20 protein-coding genes and 1 tRNA gene are annotated in these 23,681 nt (G+C 40.8%); 7 read left to right on the top strand and 14 right to left on the bottom strand.

Going from position 1 to position 23,681, the window contains the following annotated elements; genetic code table 11:
* The first annotated feature begins 169 nt into the window (after positions 1 to 169).
* A complete protein-coding gene (locus D0T66_RS01480) occupies positions 170 to 709 on the top strand; it encodes a plasmid maintenance system antidote protein (protein ID WP_163355237.1) in 540 nt (179 codons plus the stop codon).
* Positions 696 to 1,361: a nucleotidyl transferase AbiEii/AbiGii toxin family protein gene (locus D0T66_RS01475; RefSeq protein WP_163355236.1), complete on the top strand. Its 666-nt coding sequence runs from the start codon at positions 696 to 698 to the stop codon at positions 1,359 to 1,361. The genes D0T66_RS01480 and D0T66_RS01475 overlap by 14 nt, the downstream gene beginning before the upstream one ends.
* 102 nt (positions 1,362 to 1,463) lie before the next feature.
* Here D0T66_RS01475 and D0T66_RS01470 read toward each other — a convergent pair whose 3' ends face one another.
* The gene (locus D0T66_RS01470) at positions 1,464 to 2,081 is read right to left on the bottom strand and encodes a hypothetical protein (RefSeq protein WP_163355235.1); all 618 of its coding nucleotides are present in this window, start codon (positions 2,079 to 2,081) and stop codon (positions 1,464 to 1,466) included.
* Positions 2,082 to 3,221: 1,140 nt separating this feature from the next.
* Here D0T66_RS01470 and D0T66_RS01465 point away from each other — a divergent pair.
* The gene (locus D0T66_RS01465; protein ID WP_163355234.1) at positions 3,222 to 3,662 is read left to right on the top strand and encodes a hypothetical protein; all 441 of its coding nucleotides are present in this window, start codon (positions 3,222 to 3,224) and stop codon (positions 3,660 to 3,662) included.
* A gap of 69 nt (positions 3,663 to 3,731) precedes the next feature.
* Here D0T66_RS01465 and D0T66_RS01460 read toward each other — a convergent pair whose 3' ends face one another.
* Positions 3,732 to 4,784 carry a hypothetical protein gene (locus D0T66_RS01460; protein WP_163355233.1) on the bottom strand — a complete coding sequence of 351 codons (1,053 nt, stop codon included), beginning with the start codon at positions 4,782 to 4,784 and terminating at the stop codon, positions 3,732 to 3,734.
* 154 nt (positions 4,785 to 4,938) lie between these two features.
* Here D0T66_RS01460 and D0T66_RS01455 point away from each other — a divergent pair, with 154 nt between their 5' ends.
* On the top strand, positions 4,939 to 5,427 hold the full coding sequence (locus tag D0T66_RS01455; RefSeq protein ID WP_163355232.1) for a hypothetical protein: 489 nt from the start codon (positions 4,939 to 4,941) through the stop codon (positions 5,425 to 5,427).
* Positions 5,428 to 5,478: 51 nt separating this feature from the next.
* Here the strand turns inward: D0T66_RS01455 and rpiB are convergent, their stop codons facing one another.
* A complete protein-coding gene (gene rpiB, locus D0T66_RS01450; protein WP_163355231.1) occupies positions 5,479 to 5,937 on the bottom strand; it encodes a ribose 5-phosphate isomerase B in 459 nt (152 codons plus the stop codon).
* A gap of 20 nt (positions 5,938 to 5,957) precedes the next feature.
* Entirely contained in the window at positions 5,958 to 7,982 is a 2,025-nt protein-coding gene (locus D0T66_RS01445) for a transketolase (RefSeq protein WP_163355230.1), read from the bottom strand.
* Between the two features lie 145 nt (positions 7,983 to 8,127).
* Here D0T66_RS01445 and D0T66_RS01440 point away from each other — a divergent pair, with 145 nt between their 5' ends.
* Positions 8,128 to 9,120: an ATP-dependent endonuclease gene (locus tag D0T66_RS01440; RefSeq protein WP_163355229.1), complete on the top strand. Its 993-nt coding sequence runs from the start codon at positions 8,128 to 8,130 to the stop codon at positions 9,118 to 9,120.
* The gene (locus tag D0T66_RS01435) at positions 9,120 to 9,656 is read left to right on the top strand and encodes a hypothetical protein (protein WP_163355228.1); all 537 of its coding nucleotides are present in this window, start codon (positions 9,120 to 9,122) and stop codon (positions 9,654 to 9,656) included. The genes D0T66_RS01440 and D0T66_RS01435 overlap by 1 nt, the downstream gene beginning before the upstream one ends.
* 2 nt (positions 9,657 to 9,658) lie before the next feature.
* Here D0T66_RS01435 and D0T66_RS01430 read toward each other — a convergent pair whose 3' ends face one another.
* Positions 9,659 to 10,861, bottom strand: a complete 1,203-nt coding sequence (locus tag D0T66_RS01430) for an L-serine ammonia-lyase (RefSeq protein ID WP_163355227.1) — start codon at positions 10,859 to 10,861, stop codon at positions 9,659 to 9,661.
* Between the two features lie 442 nt (positions 10,862 to 11,303).
* On the opposite strand from D0T66_RS01430, the gene D0T66_RS01425 reads away from it, so the two are divergent.
* On the top strand, positions 11,304 to 12,602 hold the full coding sequence (locus tag D0T66_RS01425) for an MFS transporter (RefSeq protein ID WP_163355226.1): 1,299 nt from the start codon (positions 11,304 to 11,306) through the stop codon (positions 12,600 to 12,602).
* 118 nt (positions 12,603 to 12,720) lie between these two features.
* On the opposite strand, the gene D0T66_RS01420 is transcribed toward D0T66_RS01425, so the two are convergent.
* The 9 genes from D0T66_RS01420 to gyrA all read right to left on the bottom strand — a co-directional run bounded on the left by D0T66_RS01420 (position 12,721) and on the right by gyrA (position 23,591).
* Complete coding sequence (locus tag D0T66_RS01420) at positions 12,721 to 14,202, bottom strand: hypothetical protein (RefSeq protein ID WP_163355225.1); 1,482 nt, start codon at positions 14,200 to 14,202, stop codon at positions 12,721 to 12,723.
* A 79-nt stretch (positions 14,203 to 14,281) separates the two neighbouring features.
* Positions 14,282 to 14,355: transfer RNA gene (locus tag D0T66_RS01415), tRNA-Arg, on the bottom strand.
* Positions 14,356 to 14,425: 70 nt separating this feature from the next.
* Positions 14,426 to 15,151: a YebC/PmpR family DNA-binding transcriptional regulator gene (locus tag D0T66_RS01410; RefSeq protein ID WP_163355224.1), complete on the bottom strand. Its 726-nt coding sequence runs from the start codon at positions 15,149 to 15,151 to the stop codon at positions 14,426 to 14,428.
* Positions 15,152 to 15,304: 153 nt separating this feature from the next.
* Positions 15,305 to 15,574, bottom strand: coding sequence for a hypothetical protein (locus D0T66_RS01405; protein WP_163355223.1), 270 nt, complete (start codon positions 15,572 to 15,574; stop codon positions 15,305 to 15,307).
* Positions 15,575 to 15,978: 404 nt separating this feature from the next.
* Positions 15,979 to 17,145: an AIR synthase related protein gene (locus D0T66_RS01400; protein ID WP_163355222.1), complete on the bottom strand. Its 1,167-nt coding sequence runs from the start codon at positions 17,143 to 17,145 to the stop codon at positions 15,979 to 15,981.
* A gap of 111 nt (positions 17,146 to 17,256) precedes the next feature.
* Positions 17,257 to 18,219 carry an ROK family protein gene (locus D0T66_RS01395; RefSeq protein ID WP_163355221.1) on the bottom strand — a complete coding sequence of 321 codons (963 nt, stop codon included), beginning with the start codon at positions 18,217 to 18,219 and terminating at the stop codon, positions 17,257 to 17,259.
* 131 nt (positions 18,220 to 18,350) lie between these two features.
* Entirely contained in the window at positions 18,351 to 19,454 is a 1,104-nt protein-coding gene (gene meaB / locus D0T66_RS01390) for a methylmalonyl Co-A mutase-associated GTPase MeaB (RefSeq protein ID WP_163355220.1), read from the bottom strand.
* Positions 19,455 to 19,746: 292 nt separating this feature from the next.
* Positions 19,747 to 21,030 carry a lipopolysaccharide assembly protein LapB gene (locus D0T66_RS01385; RefSeq protein ID WP_163355219.1) on the bottom strand — a complete coding sequence of 428 codons (1,284 nt, stop codon included), beginning with the start codon at positions 21,028 to 21,030 and terminating at the stop codon, positions 19,747 to 19,749.
* Between the two features lie 23 nt (positions 21,031 to 21,053).
* A complete protein-coding gene (gene gyrA / locus D0T66_RS01380; RefSeq protein WP_163355218.1) occupies positions 21,054 to 23,591 on the bottom strand; it encodes a DNA gyrase subunit A in 2,538 nt (845 codons plus the stop codon).
* Positions 23,592 to 23,681: the final 90 nt, after the last annotated feature.

The following is a 23,681-nucleotide window of genomic DNA, read 5'->3' as shown; positions in this document are numbered from 1 at the left end:
TGACAAAATTACGGATTCTTTCTGAGAAAAGAAATAGTAAGCGGAAATAGTTACAGGCTGTATTGTAATAATGAGCAATGATAATTATATGTAAAATGTGAAAATCTTTGATAAACATTTTTGTTTATCGCTTCTTTTTTCGTATTTTTGTAGTCTAAAATAGAAAATTATGTTGCCGGAGATAATTAAAGTAAAAGGCGTTCATCCCGGAGCTATACTCAGCCGTGAACTAAAACGCAGAGGGATGGAGAGTAAACAGTTTGCTCTTTCTTTGGGAGAATATCCCCAGACGATAAATGCGATAAATAAAGGGCGTAGGGGTATCAATCCGGCTCTGTCAATCAAGCTTGGGCGTGCATTAGATACGGATGAAGAATATTTCATGCTTCTGCAGGCGTATTATGAGGTAGAGGAAAAACGCAAAGAATTATTAAAAAATCAGGCAAAGCCCGATTTAAAAAAAATCCGTCCTATTTTATTTTGGGATACGGATATAAACCTTATTAACTGGCAAAAACAAAAGAAGGCAATTATCCGAAGAGTATTTGAGCGGGGAAATGATATGGAAATTAAAGAAATTATTTCCTTTTACGGGAAAGAAACTGTTGAAAAGGAATTGAAGGGGATATTCCGGTTTTTACCAATTTTCGCAGAGAATGTAGAGAAATATCTGGGAATAAAATTGAACTTGGAGCATGAAAATAAATAATCTTCATAAAGAGACGGTTTCTGATACGCTCTGGGATGTATTGCAACAACTGATGGGTATCGAGTTGCTATACCCATTTAGATTGGTTGGTGGGACTTCGTTGAGCTTGCAGTTGGGGCATAGAATGTCTGTAGATATAGATCTGTTTACTGATGCAGCATACGGAAGCCTCGATTTTGATGCGATAGATAAAAAGCTGCAAGAATTATTCCCTTTTGTCGAAATGCAATATGTAGGGAACGATAGTTTTGGGAAAAGTTACTACATAGGGAATAGCAAAACGGATCTTGTGAAAGTGGATTTATTCTATACTGATACTTTTATTCTTCCTATACTTGAAATAGATAATATCCGTATGGCGGCGATAGAGGAGATTGCGGCTATGAAAATGGAGGTCATTGGACAGAATGGAAGGAAAAAAGATTTTTGGGACATACACGAACTGATTGAATTTATTTCTATAGAGGATATGCTTTCTCTTCATTTCAAGCGTTATCCATACTCGTATACCAAAGAAGACCTAAAGAAAAAACTAATAGATTTTGAATACGCAGACACTGATTTTAATCCGATATGCTTGAAAGGGAAGTATTGGGAACTGATAAGGGTAGATATTGAAGAAGAGGTGAAAGCTATTAGCCGTTTGGCATGACAAAAAAACGTTCAATTGCATTAGACGTTTGGCGTGACACAAAAAAACGTTCCCCACAACAAAGGTTGCAGGGAACGAGTTTGAACTATACTTTTCAAGAAATTAATTTATACATCGTTGCATTTCTTCGAATGCCAATGCACACTCCGTAAAGCCTACTGCTAATGCTTCACCAAGGCACATTCCCCCACAAGCTATAGTTGTTATTGTACACTTAATTTGACTCCAAGTAACAGCATCTTGGTAGGTCAATATACATCTAATCTGTCTCTTCTCCTCTGGAGACATTTTCTTTGATATTTCTTCCAATTGACTATTGCCTGTATTCAATGCAACAAAGTCATTAAATTGATAGTTCCGAAGATGCTCCATATCGTACATGCCCGATACCACTTGCGCTTTCACCTGCATCTGTTCCAATTGAGGCGTCAGGTTATGTTTCTCGATAAAAAGTCCCATCGCTACATCGTTGTGGCGGTTAGCTATCAGGGCTTCGCGTTCTTCGGCACTCATCGCCGATACAATTTCGGTCATCTGGTCAAAGGTTTCATCTACAACTGCTTTGTAGTCCTGATACTGGGGTGAATTGACAAACTCTTCGAGGGTCATTTCCGGTTTTTGTGGTGTTGTGCTTTCATCGTTTCCACAGCTCTGGGTCAAGGTGATAATAGCAAACATGCTGATTGCCACGGCAATCATGGATAAGAATTTTACTTTCATGTTAAAATTTTTAAATAGGTTATTAAATAAAACGTTTGTTAATTGGGTTAAACTTCGAAGTTTAATTTTAAAGGCCTCCCAAAAATCAAAAGTATTCCTTTTTTGTTAAAAAACAAACAAAAAGCAATAAAATTTTAGGTATGTATTGATTATTTTTGTTAATCGATTGTTAAATAGCGATTTACTCCCTTGTAGTGGCTAACTAAATATTAGCCCGCGAAAACCAATAATATTGCTTAGCAAAAACGAGTAGAGGTCTGTTCCTTTTTCATTGTCACTTCGAACGAATGTGAGAAGTCTCTTTCCATCCACAAGGCGAGATGCCTCCTATCGTCGGCATGACAAACGTGTCTGCCCTTACGCAATGATGGAATGGGATGCTTTGCTGCTTTTGGTGTAGGGGCTAATAAATATTAGCCCGCGAAAACCAATAATATTGCTTAGCAAAAACGAGTAGAGGTCTGTTCCTTTTTCATTGTCACTTCGAACGAATGTGAGAAGTCTCTTTCCATCCACAAGGCGAGATGCCTCCTATCGTCGGCATGACAAACGTGTCTGCCCTTACGCAATGATGGAATGGGATGCTTTGCTGCTTTTGGTGTAGGGGCTAATAAATATTAGCCCGCGAAAACCAATAATATTGCTTAGCAAAAACGAGTAGAGGTCTGTTCCTTTTTCATTGTCACTTCGAACGAATGTGAGAAGTCTCTTTCCATCCACAAGGCGAGATGCCTCCTATCGTCGGCATGACAAACGTGTCTGCCCTTACGCAATGATGGAATGGGATGCTTTGCTGCTTTTGGTGTAGGGGCTAATAAATATTAGCCCGCGAAAACCAATAATATTGCTTAGCAAAAACGAGTAGAGGTCTGTTCCTTTTTCATTGTCACTTCGAACGAATGTGAGAAGTCTCTTTCCATCCACAAAGCGAGATGCCTCCTGTCGTCGGCATGACAAGAATGCTTCCTCTGTGGGGAGGTTGGAGAGGATTGGTAAAGACTTTAACAATTGGTAATTAAAAAATATTAATAAAACCGCTTGTTTATCGTAAATAAAGTGTTAGTTTTGTACTGCAATTATGAATAATAAACTTATTTGATATAATTAAATTACTTATTTACAAACTAAAAACTTATTATTATGATTTCAGTTATTATTGGAGGTGCTTTCTTTATCCTATTAGGAATTCTTGCAGTGCCATCGTTACTTTTATCTAAGAGACCAGATGCTAAAGAAATGTTAGACAAAATTGTTCCTTATCAAGGTTGGATTGGTGTTGTTGCTTTTCTTTATGGTATTTGGAATTTAATTGATCTTATTACTCATATAGATTACCTTACAGCAGGACCATTGTTCCTTATTTTTTGGGTGCTTTATTTAGCTATTGTTGTAGTAGAGTTAGGTTTAGGCTTCCTTTTGGGTTACGGACTTATTTCAAAGTATGCTCTTAGCAAAAACGAAGCAGCTAAAGCTAAAGGTGAAGAAATGTTAGCAAAAGTTGCTCCTTTGAAAGGTAAACTTGGTATTTTAGCTATTATCGTAGGTATAGCTTATATCGTTCTTTGGTTTATCGCATTCTAATAAACCGACACAAGAAAAAAAACAAAAGGATGTCCGTTTGGGCATCCTTTCTTGTTATATATCAGTCGCTTACAACTTCCAGAAGGTAATCGCATAGGTGACTTTAAAGTTTAATCCTTGATACACAGCCGATTTCTTCGCCCTCACCAAGGTGATTTTGTCGCGCTCCTTCCACTTCACATCCATATACGAATAGCCTATACCAATGTCGATCGACGAAGTCCCTATCAGCGCTATAGTTACTCCCGCCGACGGGTTTACGAATGTCCCCTTGGCGCTGCTCACAGAGTAACCCCACTTACATTCGACAAAGGGCGACACGTTTCCATCGATGAAATTGATGCGCGGATGCAGGTATATGGGTAAGGTAGCTTCCGACTTGTTGATCGGGATATTGTACTGTATACCCACCCCCATAAAGAAATGCGGGTTATCCTGATAGCCTATCGAGTTTCCCCATCCGAGGTGGTTGCTCTTTTTCCTGCCAATGCCGTGTACATACGCATATTCCGTCATCGCGCGAAGCCCCTTTATATCCCTGTTCCAGTAGCTCCCCGTGTGGCTAAGCCGGCGATACATATCATTGATGTCAGCCTCCACATCCCCGGCTTTTGCCTGAGTGAGATACGAATACCCTTCTACAATGGTCGGCTGCTCCACTTGCGTCCTCACGGGCTGTGTGACGGGTTGCATCATTTCGGTCTTCGCCTGCATCATCGGCTGGTTAAACTCGCTCTTTGCCGGATTATTCAATCCACCACCCGGGGCTAACGGCTGCATCGTTGCTCCGGTAGTACCGCTCTCGGCTCGCTGGCGCTGATTCGCCGCAGGCCGGCTACCTGTACTCTGCGAAGTGCGGGCAGCATTTATGTCCTCCTTCGCCATACGCTCTATCTCGCTCATGGGGTAGGTCTTCACCGTTTCCTGTTCGGTTCGCCTGTCCTTTATCTTTATGCTGACCTGCTTTTTGGGTACCATGTAGACGATTGTGCCTTTGACGGTGGTTCCGTCTTTCAGGTAAAGCACATCAACAAACTGTTTTTTGGCGGTGGTTTGTGCCTGCATAGGGCATACCTGCACCAATGCAAAGGATAGAATGAATATCAGGAAGAAGGTTCTCATAATGAATATTTATTTACGTTAACTGTTAAGTTGGTCTATCTTGGTTAACGTATAAAAGTATCGAATAATTATCTATAAAGGGAAATTCTTTCCCATAAAAGTAGCCTGACAGGCGATAAATTCGTAATATTGCAACAATAAACGAAAGCTATTTATGCGGACATATTCTGTTATCTTCCTCCTTTTCGTCATATGCGGGCTGAATGCGCAGGTGCCTCGGATGCAACGTTACGAGCCGAAATACAGCACAGTTATTCCCGAAGATCGGAGCTATCTGATTGTCAAGCAGCAATCGCGCGAATTCCCCGGTTATATAAGTTACTACTTCAATCCAGATAAGCAGGATATATATACGCTGGAAACCACCTTTTATAAACTATCGGGAAAGACGGACAAGGCGGGCCGGAAGATTGGCAGCCTCGACCAATATGTTTATCAATATACCGGTGTCATCATAGACGGCTATCGCTATATCTATATCAATGCGTTCGATGTAGCGTATTTCAAGATATTCCCCGACTGGGAGCATAATTGGGCGAAGCAGCCGATAAATTATGTCGGTGGCGGCGAGGCTTTTTGGGGAGTGTTGTTCGATATTCAGCGCAAAAGCTTTGTGCAGTTGCGGTTTAATACCAAAAAGTAAAGGTTACCCGACGGAATCGGATAACCTTTGTATCAATGTATAGATTTTGACCTATTTCAACGGGATTTTCTCAATCCTGCGTTCGTGCCTTCCCCCCTCGAATGTTGTTTCGAAGAAACGTTTCAGTATATGTTTGGCTTCCTCGTTAGCAACTACACGCGCCGGAAGGCTGATAACATTGGCATTATTATGGCTTTTGGCATAGAAAGCAATATCGGAGTTCCAGCAAAGAGCCGAACGTACCCCCTGATGTTTGTTGATTGCTATGCTTATACCGTTTCCCGTTCCGCAGAAGGCAATGCCGACAGCGCATTCGCCATTTTCGATTGCGTATCCCATCTGATGGGCGAAATCGGGATAATCGGAACTTTCTTCGGAGTATGCACCGTAGTCTTTGTAGCTTACGCCTTCCTGTTCGAGGAGGCCGATTACATATTGTTTCATCTCGAAACCCGCATGGTCGCTACAAAGTCCGATAGGAGTAGCAAGGTTTGCCGGGAAAATAGCCATAATATATCTTTTTTTAGTTTTTAAAGCATTGATTTTACCTGTTCATACACATTTTGGGCTGTAAATCCGAGTTTCTCGTCAAGGACTTTATATGGAGCCGAAAATCCGAATGATTGTAATCCCCAGATTTTGCCGTTTCCACCGACAAGCCCTTCGAGTGTAACCGGCAGTCCGGCTGTAAGACCGAATTTCTTCTTGTCTTTAGGTAAAACGCTTTCCTGGTACTCTTTGTTCTGCTTGCGGAATAATCCTTCGCTCGGAACAGATACGATACGCACCTTGATGTTGTCTTCTTTCAATAATTTAGCTCCGTCAACCAATGTCGATACTTCTGAGCCTGATGCTAACAGGATGACATCATAGTTGTCGTCATCTTGTACGATGTATGCGCCTTTTTCCGCTTGTAAAGCGTCTTGATAGCGGTTGCCTTTGCTCGGTATATCGTTTATGTTCTGACGGGAGAAGATTAAACCTGTAGGCGTTTTGGTATTTTCCATCGCCATCTTCCATGCCACTGTAGCTTCGTGTACATCGGCAGGACGCAAGACAAGCATTGAATTCTCGCCATGATGGTTCTGCAATTTCTCTAAGAGGCGTATCTGTGCTTCCTGTTCTACCGGTTCGTGGGTAGGGCCGTCTTCGCCTACGCGGAAAGCATCGTGTGTCCAGATAAATTTGACAGGGAGCTCCATCAAGGCTGCAACACGGATGGCCGGCTTCATGTAGTCCGAGAATACGAAGAATGTTCCGCAGGCGGCTATCAATCCACCATGCAAGGTGATACCGATGCATAGACATGCCATGGTAAATTCTGATACTCCGGCTTGCAGGAATTGACCGTTGAAATTGCCTTTTGCCATTTCAGTGGTTTGTTTCAGAAATCCGTCGGTCTTATCCGAGTTGGACAAATCGGCGGACGAAACAATCATATTTTCTACATTCTTGGCCAATACACCCAATACGGTAGCCGAGGCTGCACGGGTTGCCTGATTTGCTTTCTGCTCGATAGCTGCCCAATCGATGGCAGGTACTTCTCCTTTGAACCAGCTATCCATCTTCTTGGCAAGTTCAGGATTCGCTTTAGCCCAGACGTCTTTCTCTGCTTTCTTTTTGGTTACAATATCGTTCAGTATATCCTGACGCTCAGCGTATAACTTCTTAACTTCGTCGAATATCACGAATGGATTTTCGGGATCACCACCGAGGTTCTCTATTGTTTTTTTGATGCTTGCTCCGGCTGCTCCTAATGGCTGCCCGTGAGTAGAAACTTTGTCCTCGAAGCTGCTTCCGTCTTCGGCAACAGCGCCTTTACCCATCAACGTATGACCGATGATAAGGGTAGGGCGTTCCTTTTCCATTTTAGCTTCGGTGAGTGCTGCGCGTATCTCGGTCACATCGTTTCCGTTGATACTGATTACACGCCATCCCCAAGCCTGATATTTGGCTGCTATATCTTCTTCCGATACCGCATTTGTTTTAGTAGATAGCTGGATACCATTGGAGTCGTAGAACATCACCAGGTTGTCGAGCCCGAGATGTCCGGCAGTACGTCCTGCCCCTTGCGATACCTCTTCCTGTATACCTCCATCCGAGATGAATGTGTAAATGGTGTGATCCATCTGATTACCCAAACGGGCTTTCAGGAATTTGGCTCCGATAGCGGCTCCCACAGCATAGGTATGTCCTTGTCCGAGTGGGCCGGAGGTGTTTTCGATACCTCGTTTTACATCGCGTTCAGGATGGCCGGGCGTACAACTTCCCCATTGGCGGAATTGTTGCAGGTCTGCCATCGAATATTTGCCCGAAAGTGCCAATACGGAATAAAGCATCGGCGACATGTGTCCCGGATCCAAGAAGAACCGATCGCGGCCTTCCCATTCAGGATTGTTCGGATCATATACTAAGAACTCGCTAAATAAAACATTGATGAAGTCTGCTCCACCCATCGCTCCACCGGGATGCCCCGAATTTGCTTTTTCGACCATTGATGCTGCCAGAATGCGGATGTTGTCGGCGGCACGGTTCATTACCTGTATGCTATTCATTATTTGTTAAAATAAGATTATATAGTGTAATAGTTACTTTATCTATGAATAAAAATTCTGATGTACAAAGTTAGGAAATATTCAACAAACTTGTTAGAGATATTTTATTATCTTTGCTCATAAAAGCAAATAATCTATTGCAAAGATGTCAAATTTTACTTCTTCAATTAAAATTGAAAATTTTAAGTCTATAAAATCGCTCGAACTGGGAGATTGTAGACGAATTAATTTGTTTATAGGACGACCAAATGTTGGTAAGAGTAATATTTTGGAGGCATTGTCTTTGTTTAGTTTGACGTATTTTGAAAAAGCTGATTTAAAAGATTTAATAAGAGTAGAGCAGCCCTCGGAATTGTTCTTTGATGGGGATATGACTAAGAATGTGATAATCTCAATGAATAACGAAAACGTTGTATTTATTGACCCTTCTGAGAATTTGATAAGAATAGTTATAGGAGAGGGAGCTTTTTCTTACTTTTTAAAAGTTGACTTGACTATGGAACGAAAGCGTTATACAGATTCTGATTATACTTCGCTTCCTTCGCAAGCATATCCATATAAAAGTTACCTCTTCCCCAACAAAATGAAATTTGGAAAATCGAATGATTCTTATCTCCATCCTATACATGGTGAAAATATATATAATGCAATACAATCACATCCGGCTTTGAAGCAGGAAGTGATGAGTTTATTTAAAAACTATAATTTAAGTCTTGTTTTTGATAAATCCAGTCAGGAGCTTAAAATTATGAAAGGATTTGATCAAGGTGAGATTCTCCTTATTCCTTTCTCTTCCATTGCTGACAGCTTGCAAAGGCTTATCTTTTATAAAGCAGCTATCAAAAGCAATACAGATTCTGTAATCACTTTCGAGGAACCCGAGGCGCATACTTATCCTCCATATATAGCTCAAATAGCGCAGGATATAATAGAATCGAAGACAAACCAATTCTTTATAACTACGCATAGTCCTTATGTGGTGAATGAAATGCTGGAAAATGCACAGAACGAGTTAGCCATTTATTTGGTTGACTTAAAAGATGGGCAAACCGTAGCAAAAAGGCTTTCCGATAGTGAATTGGATGAAATATATAATGCCGGAATCGATTTATTCTTTAACGAAGAATTTTTCATCTGATGAATGACTTGTCTATTATTCCTGAATGTTATGTAGATACCAATCTACTTGAAACACTTGTACCTCCTCAAAAAGGATATAATCATCAGAAGAATTGCGGACAAGTAGCCAATACAATGAAATCCAAGTTCTTTGACAAATTTGCACTTGGAATAATTGATAAGGATAAGAAAGAAATTGCTTATTTAAGCGAATTTGATTTGCTGGTGAATACCGAAAGTCTTTACCTCTACAAGCATAAGACTAAACATCACTATATTATTCAAATAGCCCCTGCTGTAGAACGTTTTATTCTAAAAGCCGGAGCGGATTTGAATATTTCTTTATCTTCTATCGGGCTTGCTGATGATTTGGATTCTTTGAAGAAGATTACAAAAAATCAAGTTAGTAAAAGAGATATTAATCTCAAAAATGCATTTAAGAGATTGAAAGATTCACCCGATTTTGCCTTATTATCTAAATGGGTAAAATATATGAAAGACAACCAGTTTGCTACCGACCCAAATGGATTGATTGGGATGGTTTCTATATGCTAAATTCAATCTTCGTCGTGATTTATTGCCAGACCGCCGGTCGAAGTCTCTTTGTAGAGGCTCGGCAAATCGTGTCCTGTTTGCTTCATGGTGCGCACCACCTTGTCGAAGCTGATAAGGTGTGTGCCGTCCGATAGCATGGCAAAGGAACAAGAATCCAGCGAGCGGACGGCAGCAAAAGCATTCCGTTCGATACAAGGAACTTGTACCAATCCACAGATAGGATCGCAGGTCAAGCCAAGATGATGTTCCAATCCCATTTCTGCGGCATATTCGATTTGTTGCGGCGAACCTCCGAACAACTGTGCTGCAGCGGCCGAAGCCATCGCGCAGGCAACGCCGATTTCGCCCTGACATCCGACTTCAGCCCCCGAAACGGAAGCATTCCATTTTACTACCGTTCCGAATAGTCCGGCTGTGGCTAATGCCCTGATGATGCGGGTGTCGCTCACATCGTGACTTCTATTGAGGTGGTATAAAACGGCAGGAAGTACCCCACACGAACCACAGGTGGGTGCTGTAACGATTTTCCCGCCCGAAGCGTTTTCTTCGGAACAGGCGAGGGCATAGGAATATATCAACGCTCGGCTTTTCATCGATCCCTGATACCCTTTGGCCTTGACATAGTAGGTCGATGCTTTGCGTTGAAGCCCCAGTCCTCCGGGTAATAAGCCTTCGCCTTCTAAGCCTCGTTCGATAGCGTTTTTCATGGTGTCCCATACTTCGGCGAGGAAGTCGTTTATCACGCTCTTGCCTTCGACATGCTCTACGTACTCCCAATAGGTCATCCCCGAATCGTGGCAGAAAGCCAGAATTTCCTTCATGGTAGTTTTGTCGTATATCGATTTTTCTACCGAACGGGTGTTTTCGTCGGCTAAATCGCCACCGCCTACACTATATATTGTCCATTCGTCTATGATTTTTCCGTCGGCTTTCAGTGCCTCAAATTTCATCGCATTGGGATGGAACGGGAGAACTATCTCGGGAGACCATACTATTTCGGTAAGGAGGGGAGCTAACGTATTGATGATAGCTACATCCGTTAGGTGGCCTTTTCCTGTGGCGGCAAGGCTGCCATATAATGTTACACGGAAAGAATCGGCTTGCGGATTTTTCTCGCTGAATGTTTTGGCCGCTTTTTGTGGCCCCATCGTGTGGCTGCTGGACGGCCCGAAGCCTATTTTGAATATATCTTGAATGGATTTCATAATTGATAATTCGTTTTTGATTAAATTAAAGTATTGCCCTTTACATGTTATTATCTTCATGTAAAGATATATATTTGCCTTGTCATATACAACTGAATATGTATGAATAAATAACAAGGAGAAAACACGCATCAATATAAAAAATATTTGTATTGGGATTACGCGAAAAGATGTTCTAAAACATATTTCATTGTATTGCACATCACAATATGTTACCGTACTTTTACATAGAATTTTGAAAAATAAACAATCTTCGCTTAACCTATTTTGTTTTAATAACCATGAAATATCGATACTGTATACAGGTATCATGAAGGTAAAGACAGATCAAGAAGTAATCGGATAGCAACAGGCAACGGTTACTTCTTGATATTCTTTTATAAGAGTAGGTTCTGAAAAAATGAAGTAAGTAAATGAATATAAAATAATTAAAAGATTTATTATGACAGCAGAAACACAGAAAAAAAATTATTTACTGCCTATTATTGTAATGATTCTACTATTTGGTATGATATCATTCGTTACGAATCTGGCAGCACCAATGGGTGTCGTACTGAAAAATCAGTTCGGGGCATCCAATGCCGAAGGTATGCTTGGTAACCTGGGTAACTTTATTGCTTATGCCTTTATGGGTATCCCTGCCGGTTTACTATTGAAAAAGGTAGGGTATAAAAAAACAGCGCTGATTGCAGTAGCTGTTGGGTTTATTGGAGTAGGTATCCAATATTTATCAGGAGGTGCAGGTAGCTTCCTTATCTATTTAATTGGAGCATTTGTAGCCGGTTTTTCTATGTGTATGTTAAATACCGTGGTGAATCCGATGTTGAATACTCTTGGAGGCGGAGGTAACACCGGTGGCCGCTTGATTCAGACAGCAGGAACGTTCAACTCATTGTGTGCTACTTTAGTACCTATGTTAGTTGGTATGTTCGTTGCAGATCAGACAAAAGCGAAGATAACTGACGTATATCCTGTGATGTATATTGCAATGGGTATATTTGCTTTGGCATTTGTCATTTTGTTATTGGTTAAGATTCCTGAGCCGCACATGGAAATGGCGAAGAAAGCTGTTAACGCAGTGAAGGATAAATTTAGTGCATTGTCATTCCGTCACTTTGTATTAGGTGCATTCGGTATATTTGTATATGTAGGAGTTGAAGTTGGTATCCCTGGAACAATGAACCTTTTCCTTGCTGATAAATCTGTAGCTGGTATGGATGCTACAAGTGCAGGATTCGTTACAGGTACATACTGGTTCCTGATGTTGATAGGCCGTTTTGTCGGTGCTGCTATTGGCGGAAAGGTTAGTAGTAAAGCTATGTTGACTGTTGCCTCTACTTTGGGTATGGCTTTGGTTTTACTTGCTATTTTCTTCCCTATTTCTACTAAAATATCGATGCCGGTATTTCAAAGTGTAGGAGGAGGTCTCTCTTTCGGAATGATGGAAGTGCCTATTAATGCGATGTTCCTTGTGTTATGCGGACTTTGTACTTCAGTAATGTGGGGAGGTATCTTCAACCTGGCTGTAGAAGGATTGGGTAAATATGTGCCATCTGCATCGGGTATCTTTATGACGCTTGTGTGTGGTGGAGGTATCCTTCCGTTGCTACAAAACTTTATAGCAGACTATACTGGATATATGACCAGCTATTGGGTTGTTTTTGCCGGATTATTCTACCTCTTGTTCTATGCTCTTGTTGGTTGCAAGAATGTAAACAAAAACATTCCGGTAACAGATTAATCAGGATAAAAATTCGCGAGAATAATATATTATACAACACTATAAAAAAGGTCTCTGCTTTAATTAGCAGAGACCTTTTTGTATGGCAGCTTTAATGTTATGCTTTTGTTTAATAGGATTATTTACATTCTTCGTTGTAATATTTTATCAAATCGAGTGGGAACAGCGAGGTTTGTTTATTCTTTATCTTGTCCGCCAGTTCAGGGCAATCTTTAAAAAATTTCTGTAGCCATTTGTTTGGTCCAAGTATTGATGGAGATACTAATTTATTTTCTCCGGCTTTCAAATACTTATATTCCTGATCCGAAGGAAATACTTCTTTATATAAAGATGCTTTTTCGCCTAAATATTCTGCTTTGTAAACTGCATCGGAAAGACATTTATAGTGGTCGTCTCCTGATTTTACCGAAACAACTTCAGAGAGTTTGTTTTTTTCTTCTTTTCCGCTATTGTCTGCTATTTTGATTGGATAATTCGCTTTGCTTAAATCGACAATTTGTCCACCCATAGATGGCGGAGGAAGGGTTCTGGAGATAAGAAGTTTTCCGTTTACTACAGAGCCATTTTTCATCGTTATTTCTGCATTGTCAATAGCATAATATAAACTCGACTCAACAATGCTATCCATTGATGCAGTTGATTGCATATCTTCCGGATGAATAGGGTTCATTTCAGATACATCAGGCAACATAAATTTTTCTGGAATGTAGTAACCTTTAAATTCATTGAAGGTCTTCAATAGGTGCTTTTCTATGCTGCCTAATTTTTCGAAAGTACTGTTTATCTTATCAATATATTCTTGTGATTTCTCTAAGTCATTAATCAAATAGTACATCACGGCAGAGTTAAACAGTCCGCAATATAATTTGTTCTTTTCTTCTTTTGAGTTGGAAAGGGTGGTGAATTTTTCCCAGAACGGGATTTGCTCTTTTGCTAAGGCTCTGACATCTGAAGGATTAGTGAGATTCTCAAATTTGTGTATTTGCTCGCACATTTCAAGAGCATCACCTTTTAATGAAAGCGCCCAAAGGTCTGCCATATAAAGATATCTATCAGTTATATGTGTATTAACTAAGAACTTTTCCTGAAAGCCTTTGATAATATTTGTCAAGGCTTCGGTGACAACGGCTTTCATTATTTTATTCTTATCATCTATGCTCGCTGTTTTTATATTATATTCTCCATCTATAGTCGTACTTATTGAAAAGGCGAAAGGGGAGTTATTGTAAATCTCTTTACCTTCTTTGTCACAAGCTATCAATGTAGCTTTTATGTTATCTGAAGTAATATGTGTTTTTCCAGAACTTGGTTTAAGTGTAGTATTTTGTAAGGATTTGATATTTACAAAAATCTTGAAGTCTCCGTTGTCGGCATATTGCAAAACCTCCTCGTCTATGGGAGCATAATATCCATCAATATCATATTCGTCAGCTACTGTAAATGCTGCATAGAGCGTATAGGTTTTGTAATTGGCATAATCTTCGGTCACTATTGGCTTATAGTAAGGCAATTTTACAGGAAGTTGACTCATGCGTTGTCCATGTGCGAAGGATATACCGCATAATAGAAAAAGCAGGGATAGGTAAATGTGTCGTTTCATAATTTTTTTATCTGTTTAGTATTTAATAATAAAAGGCATGTAAACTTTTGATTTACATGCCTTCTTTGATTTTCTTTTGTGACCACGGCAGGATTCAAACCTGCAACCTTCTGATCCGTAGTCAGATGCTCTATTCAGTTGAGCTACGTAGCCATTGCTTAATTGCGATGCAAAGGTAATGATTTTTTGTTATGATGCAAATAGTTTTGCAACTTTTTATTCATTATTCTTCATCTTCTTCTTTCATATTGTGGAAAACGTTCTGAACGTCATCGTCTTCCTCCAATTTGTCCAGCAATTTCTGGATCTGTTCTTTTTGTTCTGCATTCAACTCTTTCATATCTTTGGCGAGACGGACAAATTCTACACTTTGTATTTCGAATCCGTTGTCTTCCAGATATTTTTGTATTTCAGAGTTGGATTTGAAGTCTCCGTAGATAACTATTTCGTCGCCATCTTGTTCTACTTCTTCTACGCCGAAATCGATTAATTCCAGTTCGAGGTCTTCCTGCGAAACGTCAGCTTTAGGTGCTATCTTGAAGATGCATACATGGTCGAACATAAATTCGAGGCTTCCGGATGTGCCGAGGGAGCCTCCATATTTAGTGAAATAGCTGCGGACGTTTGCAACTGTACGGTTGGTATTGTCGGTGGTTGTTTCCACAACGATAGCTATACCGAAAGGGCCATAGCCTTCGTAAACGACTTCTTTATAATCGGCTTCGTCCTTGGACGTGGCTTTTTTTATCGCGCGCTCGACGTTTTCTTTCGGCATATTTTCCTTCTTCACCTGCTGCATCAGCATACGCAGGCGAGGGTTGGTATCGGGGTCGGCGCCGCCTTCCTTGGCCGCTATTGTTATTTGTTTTCCTAATTTCGTAAACACCCGGGCCATGTTGCCCCAGCGTTTCATTTTGGTTGCCTTGCGGTATTCAAATGCTCTTCCCATATGGTAAAATATGTATTTTGTTTTATATTGTTTTTCCGAAACGCAAATTTACATGATTTTTTACAATATCGGTAGGTCTGGTGTAAAAAAGAATACGAGACGACTCACTAAAAAGCCCTCTCGTATTGGATAGAGTAAAATATAGATGAAAATTTATTTTTTCTTGTCCCTTTTGGGACAATCTTTTTTGTCTTTGCAGGAACTGCAGCATTCTTTTTCGTCAGCTTTCGGCTTATTGCAGTCTACAGAGTCTTTAGTACATTTTTCTGTTTTCTTTTTCTCTTTTTCTTTTGGACATGTATCTTTTTTGCAGCATTCTTTTTTGTTTTTACAGCAATCTTTTGCTGGTGTATTATCTTGCGCACTGGTCGTGGTTAGCCCTAATGCAAAACAAAAAATAACTGATAACAGCAGTTTTTTCATGTTGGCTGGTTTTATGGTTTATATTGCGTTGTATTGTAAAAACAAATATAGTCCATATAAACCAACAATGCTTGTTAACAGATATTAAATGGGTAAATGGTAGTATTATATATCCTTAATTAATAGTTGAGTTATCATTCTGATTTTATCTATATTTATTTAAGCAGTAGACGAGTTTATTAGTTACGAGTTACTTCGTGCTTCACACAGTTACGAGTTACAAGTAAATGAGTTTACGAGAAAAGGGTAATACTGAGATTGAGAGAAAGTAACATCAACAAAAACGCCCGAAATGAGTAGAGAAATGTTACTTTTTTGTCATCCCGAGCAGAGGCAAGGGATTTCTTTCCACCAACAAGACGAGATGCTCCGCTATTCTTTGTGGTTAGATAATAAAAAAGTAATTAATAGAGGAACTGTCCGTATTCACTATCGATTATCAGCTCGGTTTTTTCTGATTTCTCAACAAAACCGACAATCTGTGCATCGATATTAAACGAACGGGAGATGTCGATAACCTCTTGTGCATATTGTTCCGGAAGGTAAATCTCCATGCGATGCCCCATGTTGAATACTTTGTACATTTCCTTCCAATCCGTTCCGGACTGTTCATGTATCAGTTTGAACAATGGTGGGATAGGGAAGAGATTATTTTTCGTAATCTTCACGTTATCAACAAAATGAAGAACTTTTGTCTGTGCTCCGCCGGAACAGTGTACCATTCCGTGGATATGTGGACGAAGGTTTTCCAGAACACGCTTGATAACAGGCGCATAGGTGCGGGTAGGGGAGAGTACCAGTTTTCCGGCATCTATATCCAATCCAGCTATGGCATCTGTCAATCGCATCTTTCCGGAATATACCAAATCGGATGGAATAGAAGAGTCGTAGCTTTCGGGATATTTTGCGGCCAAGTAATTGGCAAATACATCGTGGCGGGCAGAGGTCAGCCCGTTGCTACCCATTCCTCCGTTATATTCTTTTTCGTATGTTGCTTGCCCATAGGATGATAGGCCGACAATGACGTCTCCGCCCTGAATGGTATCGTTAGAAATAACATCCGAACGTTTCATCCGGCAGGTAACTGTACTGTCAACGATTATAGTGCGCACCAGGTCGCCCACATCGGCCGTTTCGCCACCCGTAGGGTATATGTGTACACCAAGGGATGATAACTCTTCGCACAGGTCGTTGGTACTGTTGATGATAGCCGAAATGACTTCGCCAGGTATCAGCATCTTGTTCCGTCCGATGGTGGAGGAGAGGAGTATATTGTCCGTTGCGCCAACGCATAGCAAGTCGTCGATATTCATAATTAAGGCATCCTGTGCTATTCCTCGCCAAACGGAGATATCGCCTGTCTCTTTCCAATACATGTAGGCAAGCGAAGACTTGGTTCCCGCGCCATCGGCATGCATGATGTTGCAATATTCGCTGTCGCCGCCTAATATGTCCGGGATAATCTTGCAAAATGCTTTAGGGAATATGCCTTTATCTATGTTCTTTATGGCGTTGTGAACATCTTCTTTCGATGCCGAAACACCTCGTTGATTATAACGTTGGTCGCTCATTGTTCTGGACGGATTTTTATTTTGTACAAAGGTACATAAAGGATTCTGTATATGCAAAAACAGCCTGTAAGTAAAATATTACAAGCTGTTTTCTATATGGATTTCAGATAATTAATAGTCTTTCACTTCCCAACCAAGAGCACTTGCCCCCAATACGGCAGCATCGCTCTCTTTAAGCTCCGACATAAGGAGTTTAACCTTGTTGCGGAAGATGTTCAACATGTTCTCTTCCATGTGCTTACGGATTGGATCGAAAATCAGTTTGCCTGCTTTCGTCAGACCTCCGAATAGGATGATAGCTTCAGGGCTCGAGAATGCCACAAAGTCAGCAAATGACTCTCCCAGCAACTGTCCTGTAAATTCGAAAATCTCTTTAGCCATTTCGTCGCCTTCCATCGCTGCATCGAATACATCCTTAGAAGTGATGTCTTCCGGCTTCAGGTTGCGTAGCAAACTCGGATCTTTTCTTGTTTCGAGGAATTCGCGCGCCGAACGGGCTACACCTGTTGCTGAGCTATATGTCTCGAGACATCCTTTACGTCCGCAACCGCAGAGGCGTCCCCCGCGACGGATAGTGGTATGTCCGAGCTCTCCGGCAAAACCATCGTGGCCATATACTAACTGTCCGTTTACGACAATACCGCTACCAACACCTGTTCCCAAAGTAATAACAATAAAGTCTTTCATACCGCGGGCAGCACCGTATGTCATTTCGCCGATGGCAGCCGCATTCGCATCATTCGTCAATGCTACCGGGATGCTTAATTTGTCCGACAACATTTGTGCTAACGGAATAACACCTTTCCATGGGAGGTTAGGTGCGAACTCGATACAGCCTGTAAAGTAATTACCGTTAGGTGCACCTACGCCGATACCTTTTATGTTCTCACTCCCTCCAACCTGGTCGATGATCTCTTGTACGCCGGTTGCAAGGTTAGCAACATATTCGTTAATTTCTTTGTAAGCACTGGTTTTGATAGAACCTTGATTAATGATGTGACCTCGTTTATCGACAATGCCGAATACTGTGTTAGTACCACCTATGTCGATTCCGATAGCATATGGTTTCTCCATGATTTTAATGATGTTTATTTAACAATGAATATTTCGTTTGTAGATTTAATAGCATAAATATTAGCACAAATATAAGAAAATAGCTTAAAAACAAGTCTTAATTAATGAGAAAAGTTCGAAATCAGGGAAATCTACTCATTATTGTTCTTCTCACTAAAATACAATTCCAAAACGCGGCTTGCAGCAACAAATGAACTTATCTTCGAATCCAGAACAAGTTGTTCGCATTCGGCTAATTCGCTCTGTACCTTTTTATTATTGTAGAAATTGCTTTTCAGACGTTCATTTATCGTTTCATACATCCAGTATTTGGACTGTTCGTTGCGGCGATGCTCGAAATAGCCATTCTTTTTGACAAATGCGATATATTCGTCTATCATTTGCCAGACCTCGTCAATCCCAATTTCGTAATATCCCGAGTAGGTGAGGACTTTAGGTGCCCATCCCGATGCCGGGAGAGGGAAGAGGTGCAACGCATTTTTGAAGTGGCTCTGTGCTAACTTAGCCTTCTCTATATTACTTCCGTCAGCCTTGTTGATTACAATGCCGTCGGCCATCTCCATAATGCCCCGCTTGATGCCTTGAAGTTCGTCGCCTGTGCCGGCAAGCTGTATCAACAGAAAGAAATCGACCATGGAATGAACAGCTGTTTCGGATTGTCCTACACCGACAGTCTCTATAATAATCCGGTCGAATCCGGCAGCTTCACATAGGATGATAGTTTCCCTCGTTTTACGGGCAACGCCTCCGAGAGAGCCAGCAGAAGGGGAGGGGCGTATGAAAGCATCTTTGGCTTGAGATAGTTTCTCCATGCGGGTTTTATCTCCCAATATACTTCCTTTCGAAACTTCGCTGGAAGGGTCTATAGCCAGTACTGCAACGCGGTGATGCTGTTTTATGAGATGCATCCCGAATACGTCTATTGAAGTGCTTTTTCCTGCGCCAGGTACGCCTGTTATTCCAACACGTATCGAATTACCCGTATATGGGAGGCATTTTTCGATAACCTCCTGTGCTATTTTCTGATGTTCGCTTTTCGAGCTTTCTATGAGTGTAACAGCCTGACTAAGAATTGCGATGTTCCCTTTGAGGATTCCATCTACATATTCTGCTGCTGTATATTCTTTTCGTTTGAAACGTTTGAAGTTCATATAAGGATTTACAGTCGGTTGCTCGCTGGTCCCTTTATTTACCTGTAATCCTTTGAATTGTTCATCATTTTCTATATGGTCCATGGTAATGGTGCTATTTTATGTTCGAGAGATTTGTTTCTTCATGTAAAGGTATTAATTCTATATAGAATATTGAAATCTCAGCAGGTTTAAATTGGGAGAGTAAATGAACTTCACGATAATAGTTAAAAATATAATTAAACATAATAAGAATTATATAACAAACGTTTTGGTTATCTTTGTATTACATATTTTTATTGAAATAAGCTTGTACGAATAGACATAAAAAAGGAAAAGCATCCATGTTTAAAGATAACATTCGGATGCTTTTCTGATTTTATTTAACTAAAATAATTTAGTCATATTTCAATGTTTCTAACTCTGCCTGAACCTTAGCCAGTTCTTCAGCTTTTTCTAAGTTATAATATACATTCTCCAATTTCTGCAGTGTCTTTTTGAGGCTTGCTGGAGCATCGTTATTCGCTTTTTGCAAATCATACAACTTTTCGAATAATGGCAAAGCTTTCAGATAAGACTCCTCTGCCTTCTTGTTGATTTCAATTTGCTCCTTGCGAGGTGCCTGATATGCTGATTCTCTGATTTCCTGTGCACGAAGAGCATATAATAGACCTAATCCTTCTAATGCTCTTTGACAGTTAGCATCGTTGCTGAGAGCTTCGTTGTAATATTGTTCAGCTGTATCAAACTCTTTCTTGTCTGCAAATAAAGACGCTTTCACGCTGATAAACATACACTGGTCAGTTCCGTTTGCAATTGCTTTATCAACAAAATCCATGGCTTTATCCATTTTTCCTGCTGAAATATATTCACTAATCAGGTTAGAAACAAAGTAGTTATTTTCAGGGAATTTGCTTGCTCCAAGCTCTAATACTTCCATGAACTTAACAGTATCCCCCATTGTATAATATTGGCTTGCCAATAGTTCATACGGGTCGCTTTCTTTCTGCGTGTTATTTGCATAATAAGGCTCATCAATCAGGCGTTTCAACAATCTGATCGAACGTTCCTTATCCTCTGCCTGGATGGCAGTAATAGTTGCATAATATTTGATAATCTGATATGTACTGTCAACAATCTTCATTTCAGCCTTGTCAGCTTCTGTGAATATAGGTAGTTGCGGAATATTCCAGTACATTTCGAATAGTTCAGATGATTTGATTCTATCGCTTGAATTGTAGTAAATACCTGCATTAGGATAATATGGCAATACTATTTTCAAGTTTCTTACAATATCTTTCCTTACTTTATTTTTCTTTTTACCTTTTTCGTCAGGTAATTCGCCCAATTCATCGGCTTTCAGGTAAGGAGCATAAAGGTTGTACATAGCCTCATACAATACGGCCTCGTTCCAGCCACCTTTATCCGGTTGAAATTCTTTCAGCTTTTCTTTGTCAATTTCTTTATCTGCAGCTTTGAATTCAATATCTCCGGCAATTTTCCAAGCTTCGGGATCGTTTGCTGTTTCAGGATTTGTTAATGCAGGCTTAATAAGTTCGCGGGCTTCTGAGAAAGAATCTTTTCCCAAAGCAGCTTTAGCATCTTTTACTGCTTTCTTCTGGGCAAAAGTAGCTCCACTTGCCAGTAAGCACAATGATGCAACTAAAAATATACGCTTCATAATACTCTTTATTTTATAGTTAATTAATCGTTATTTTCTTCATTAGTCATTTCTGTACTGTCGTTCTCAACAGGGCTTTCTTCTTCTTGTTCCGAATCTACCTTACATACCGAAGCTATTTCGTCGTTCCGTTTTTCAAGGTTTATCAGTCTAACTCCTTGTGTAGCACGTCCCATAACTCGCAGGTCTGCAACCTTCACGCGGATGGTTATTCCCGATTTGTTGATAATCATCAGGTCGTTTTCGTCATTCACGCTGTCGATAGAAACAAGTTTACCCGTTTTATCCGTGATATTAAGCGTTTTAACACCCTTTCCTCCACGGCTTGTGATACGGTATACCGGCTCTCCGTCTTCGTCGTTCAGGCGCGTACGCTTACCATAACCCAATTCCGAAACAACCATAATCGTTTGTGATTGTTGGTCTTCTTTCGACATGACAATCATTCCCACGACTTCGTCTACCCCATCGTCGTCGATACGCATACCCCGAACACCTGTGGCAGTACGTCCCATTTCGCGTACATTAGATTCATGGAAACGAATTGCTCGACCATTCCTATTAGCCATCAGCACCTCGCAATCGCCGTCGGTCATCAATACATTGATAACGCTGTCGTCTTCGCGGATGGTAATAGCATTCACACCATTCTGGCGTGGACGGGAGTAGGCTTCAAGAGACGTTTTCTTGATAACTCCCTGTTTAGTACAGAACACAAGATAGTGATTTTTTACAAACTCGCTATCATTTAATCCCTTAACTTTTACAAATGCCGTAACTTTATCATCGGAATCTATATTCAGTAAGTTCTGGATAGCGCGCCCTTTCGAGTTTTTAGAGCCTTCCGGAATATCATATACACGCAACCAGTAGCATCTTCCTTTTTGTGTGAAGAGCAACATGTAGTTGTGCATAGATGCCGGATAAATGTACTCGATAAAGTCTTCGTCGCGGGTGTCGGAGGCCTTAACCCCTACTCCACCACGATGTTGCGCTTTAAATTCAGTCAAAGGAGTACGTTTGATATAACCTAAGTGTGAAATGGTTATAATCATTTCGTCGTCGGCATAGAAATCTTCCGGATTCAATTCCTCCGAAGAATAAACGATTTCCGAACGGCGCTCGTCTCCGTATTTATCTCTTACTTCAACCAATTCATCTTTAATAACTTGCATGCACAATTCTTCATTCGAAAGAATTTCATTGAAGTAAGCTATTTGTTTTTGAATATCATCGTATTCGGCGCGCAACTTGTCTTGTTCGAGGCCTGTCAACTGGCGCAGACGCATTTCGACAATGGCACGAGCTTGCACCTCTGTCAGCGAGAACTTAGTTATCAGGTTCTCAATGGCTTCCTGTGGCGATTTCGAAGCACGGATAATGCGGATAACCTCGTCTATATGGTCTGATGCGATAATCAACCCTTCGAGGATATGAGCGCGTTCTTCTGCTTTGCGCAAATCGTATTGTGTGCGGCGGATAACAACGTCGTGACGGTGCTCTACGAAGCACGAAATCATGTCTTTCAGGTTCAGTGTACGAGGACGCCCATTAACCAGAGCAATATTGTTGACGCTGAAAGACGATTGCAATGCGGTCATCTTATACAGCTTGTTCAACACCACATTGGCGTTGGCATCACGTTTCACATCCACGACGATACGCATACCCTGACGGTCTGATTCGTCGTTAACGTTGCTGATTCCTTCGAGCCTTTTCTCACCTACGAGTTCGGCAATATGCTTGATTAATTCAGCCTTATTTACGAGATAAGGTATTTCTGTTATGACAATCCTATCGTGGTTATGTTCTGCCTCTATTTCAGCCCGTCCGCGCATGATAACACGTCCGCGTCCTGTTTCGAAAGCATCTTTAACCCCTTGATAGCCATATATAAACCCACCCGAAGGGAAATCGGGAGCTTTGATGTATTGCATCAATCCCTCGATGTCGATATCTTTATCTTCAATATATGCAATAGTAGCATTGATAGCTTCTGTCATGTTGTGCGGAGCCATATTGGTAGCCATACCCACGGCAATACCAGATGCCCCGTTGACAAGAAGATTCGGGATACGGGTAGGAAGAACAGTCGGTTCTTTCAATGTATCGTCGAAGTTTAACTGAAAATCAACAGTTTCCTTGTCAATGTCTTTTAGCATTTCTTCAGCCAAACGGCTCAACCGGGCTTCGGTGTAACGCATGGCTGCCGGGCTGTCGCCGTCGACACTACCCATATTACCCTGACCATCAACAAGCATATAACGCATATTCCATTCCTGTGCCATACGCACCATCGCAAAATATACCGAAGAGTCGCCGTGCGGGTGATACTTACCCAGTACTTCCCCTACGATTCTGGCCGATTTCTTGTGAGGTTTGTTGTAAGTGTTGCCAAGTTCGCTCATTCCGAACAAAATACGGCGGTGAACAGGTTTAAAACCGTCTCTTACATCAGGAAGGGCACGCGATACGATAACCGACATCGAATAATCGATGTAGGCCGATTTCATCTCCTCCTCGATGTTAATCTTAATAATTCTATCCTCTTGTTCTGTCATTCTAAAATTGTGAATATATTGTTTAATAGTTAGCCCGAGAATATAACGCTTGAAAAAGCATGCTAAGATACGAATTTTTATCCTATTCGA

The sequence above is a fragment of the Dysgonomonas sp. 25 genome (genome assembly GCF_010501075.1).
GTDB lineage: Bacteria > Bacteroidota > Bacteroidia > Bacteroidales > Dysgonomonadaceae > Dysgonomonas.
This window is presented reverse-complemented; position numbering and strand designations above follow the sequence as displayed.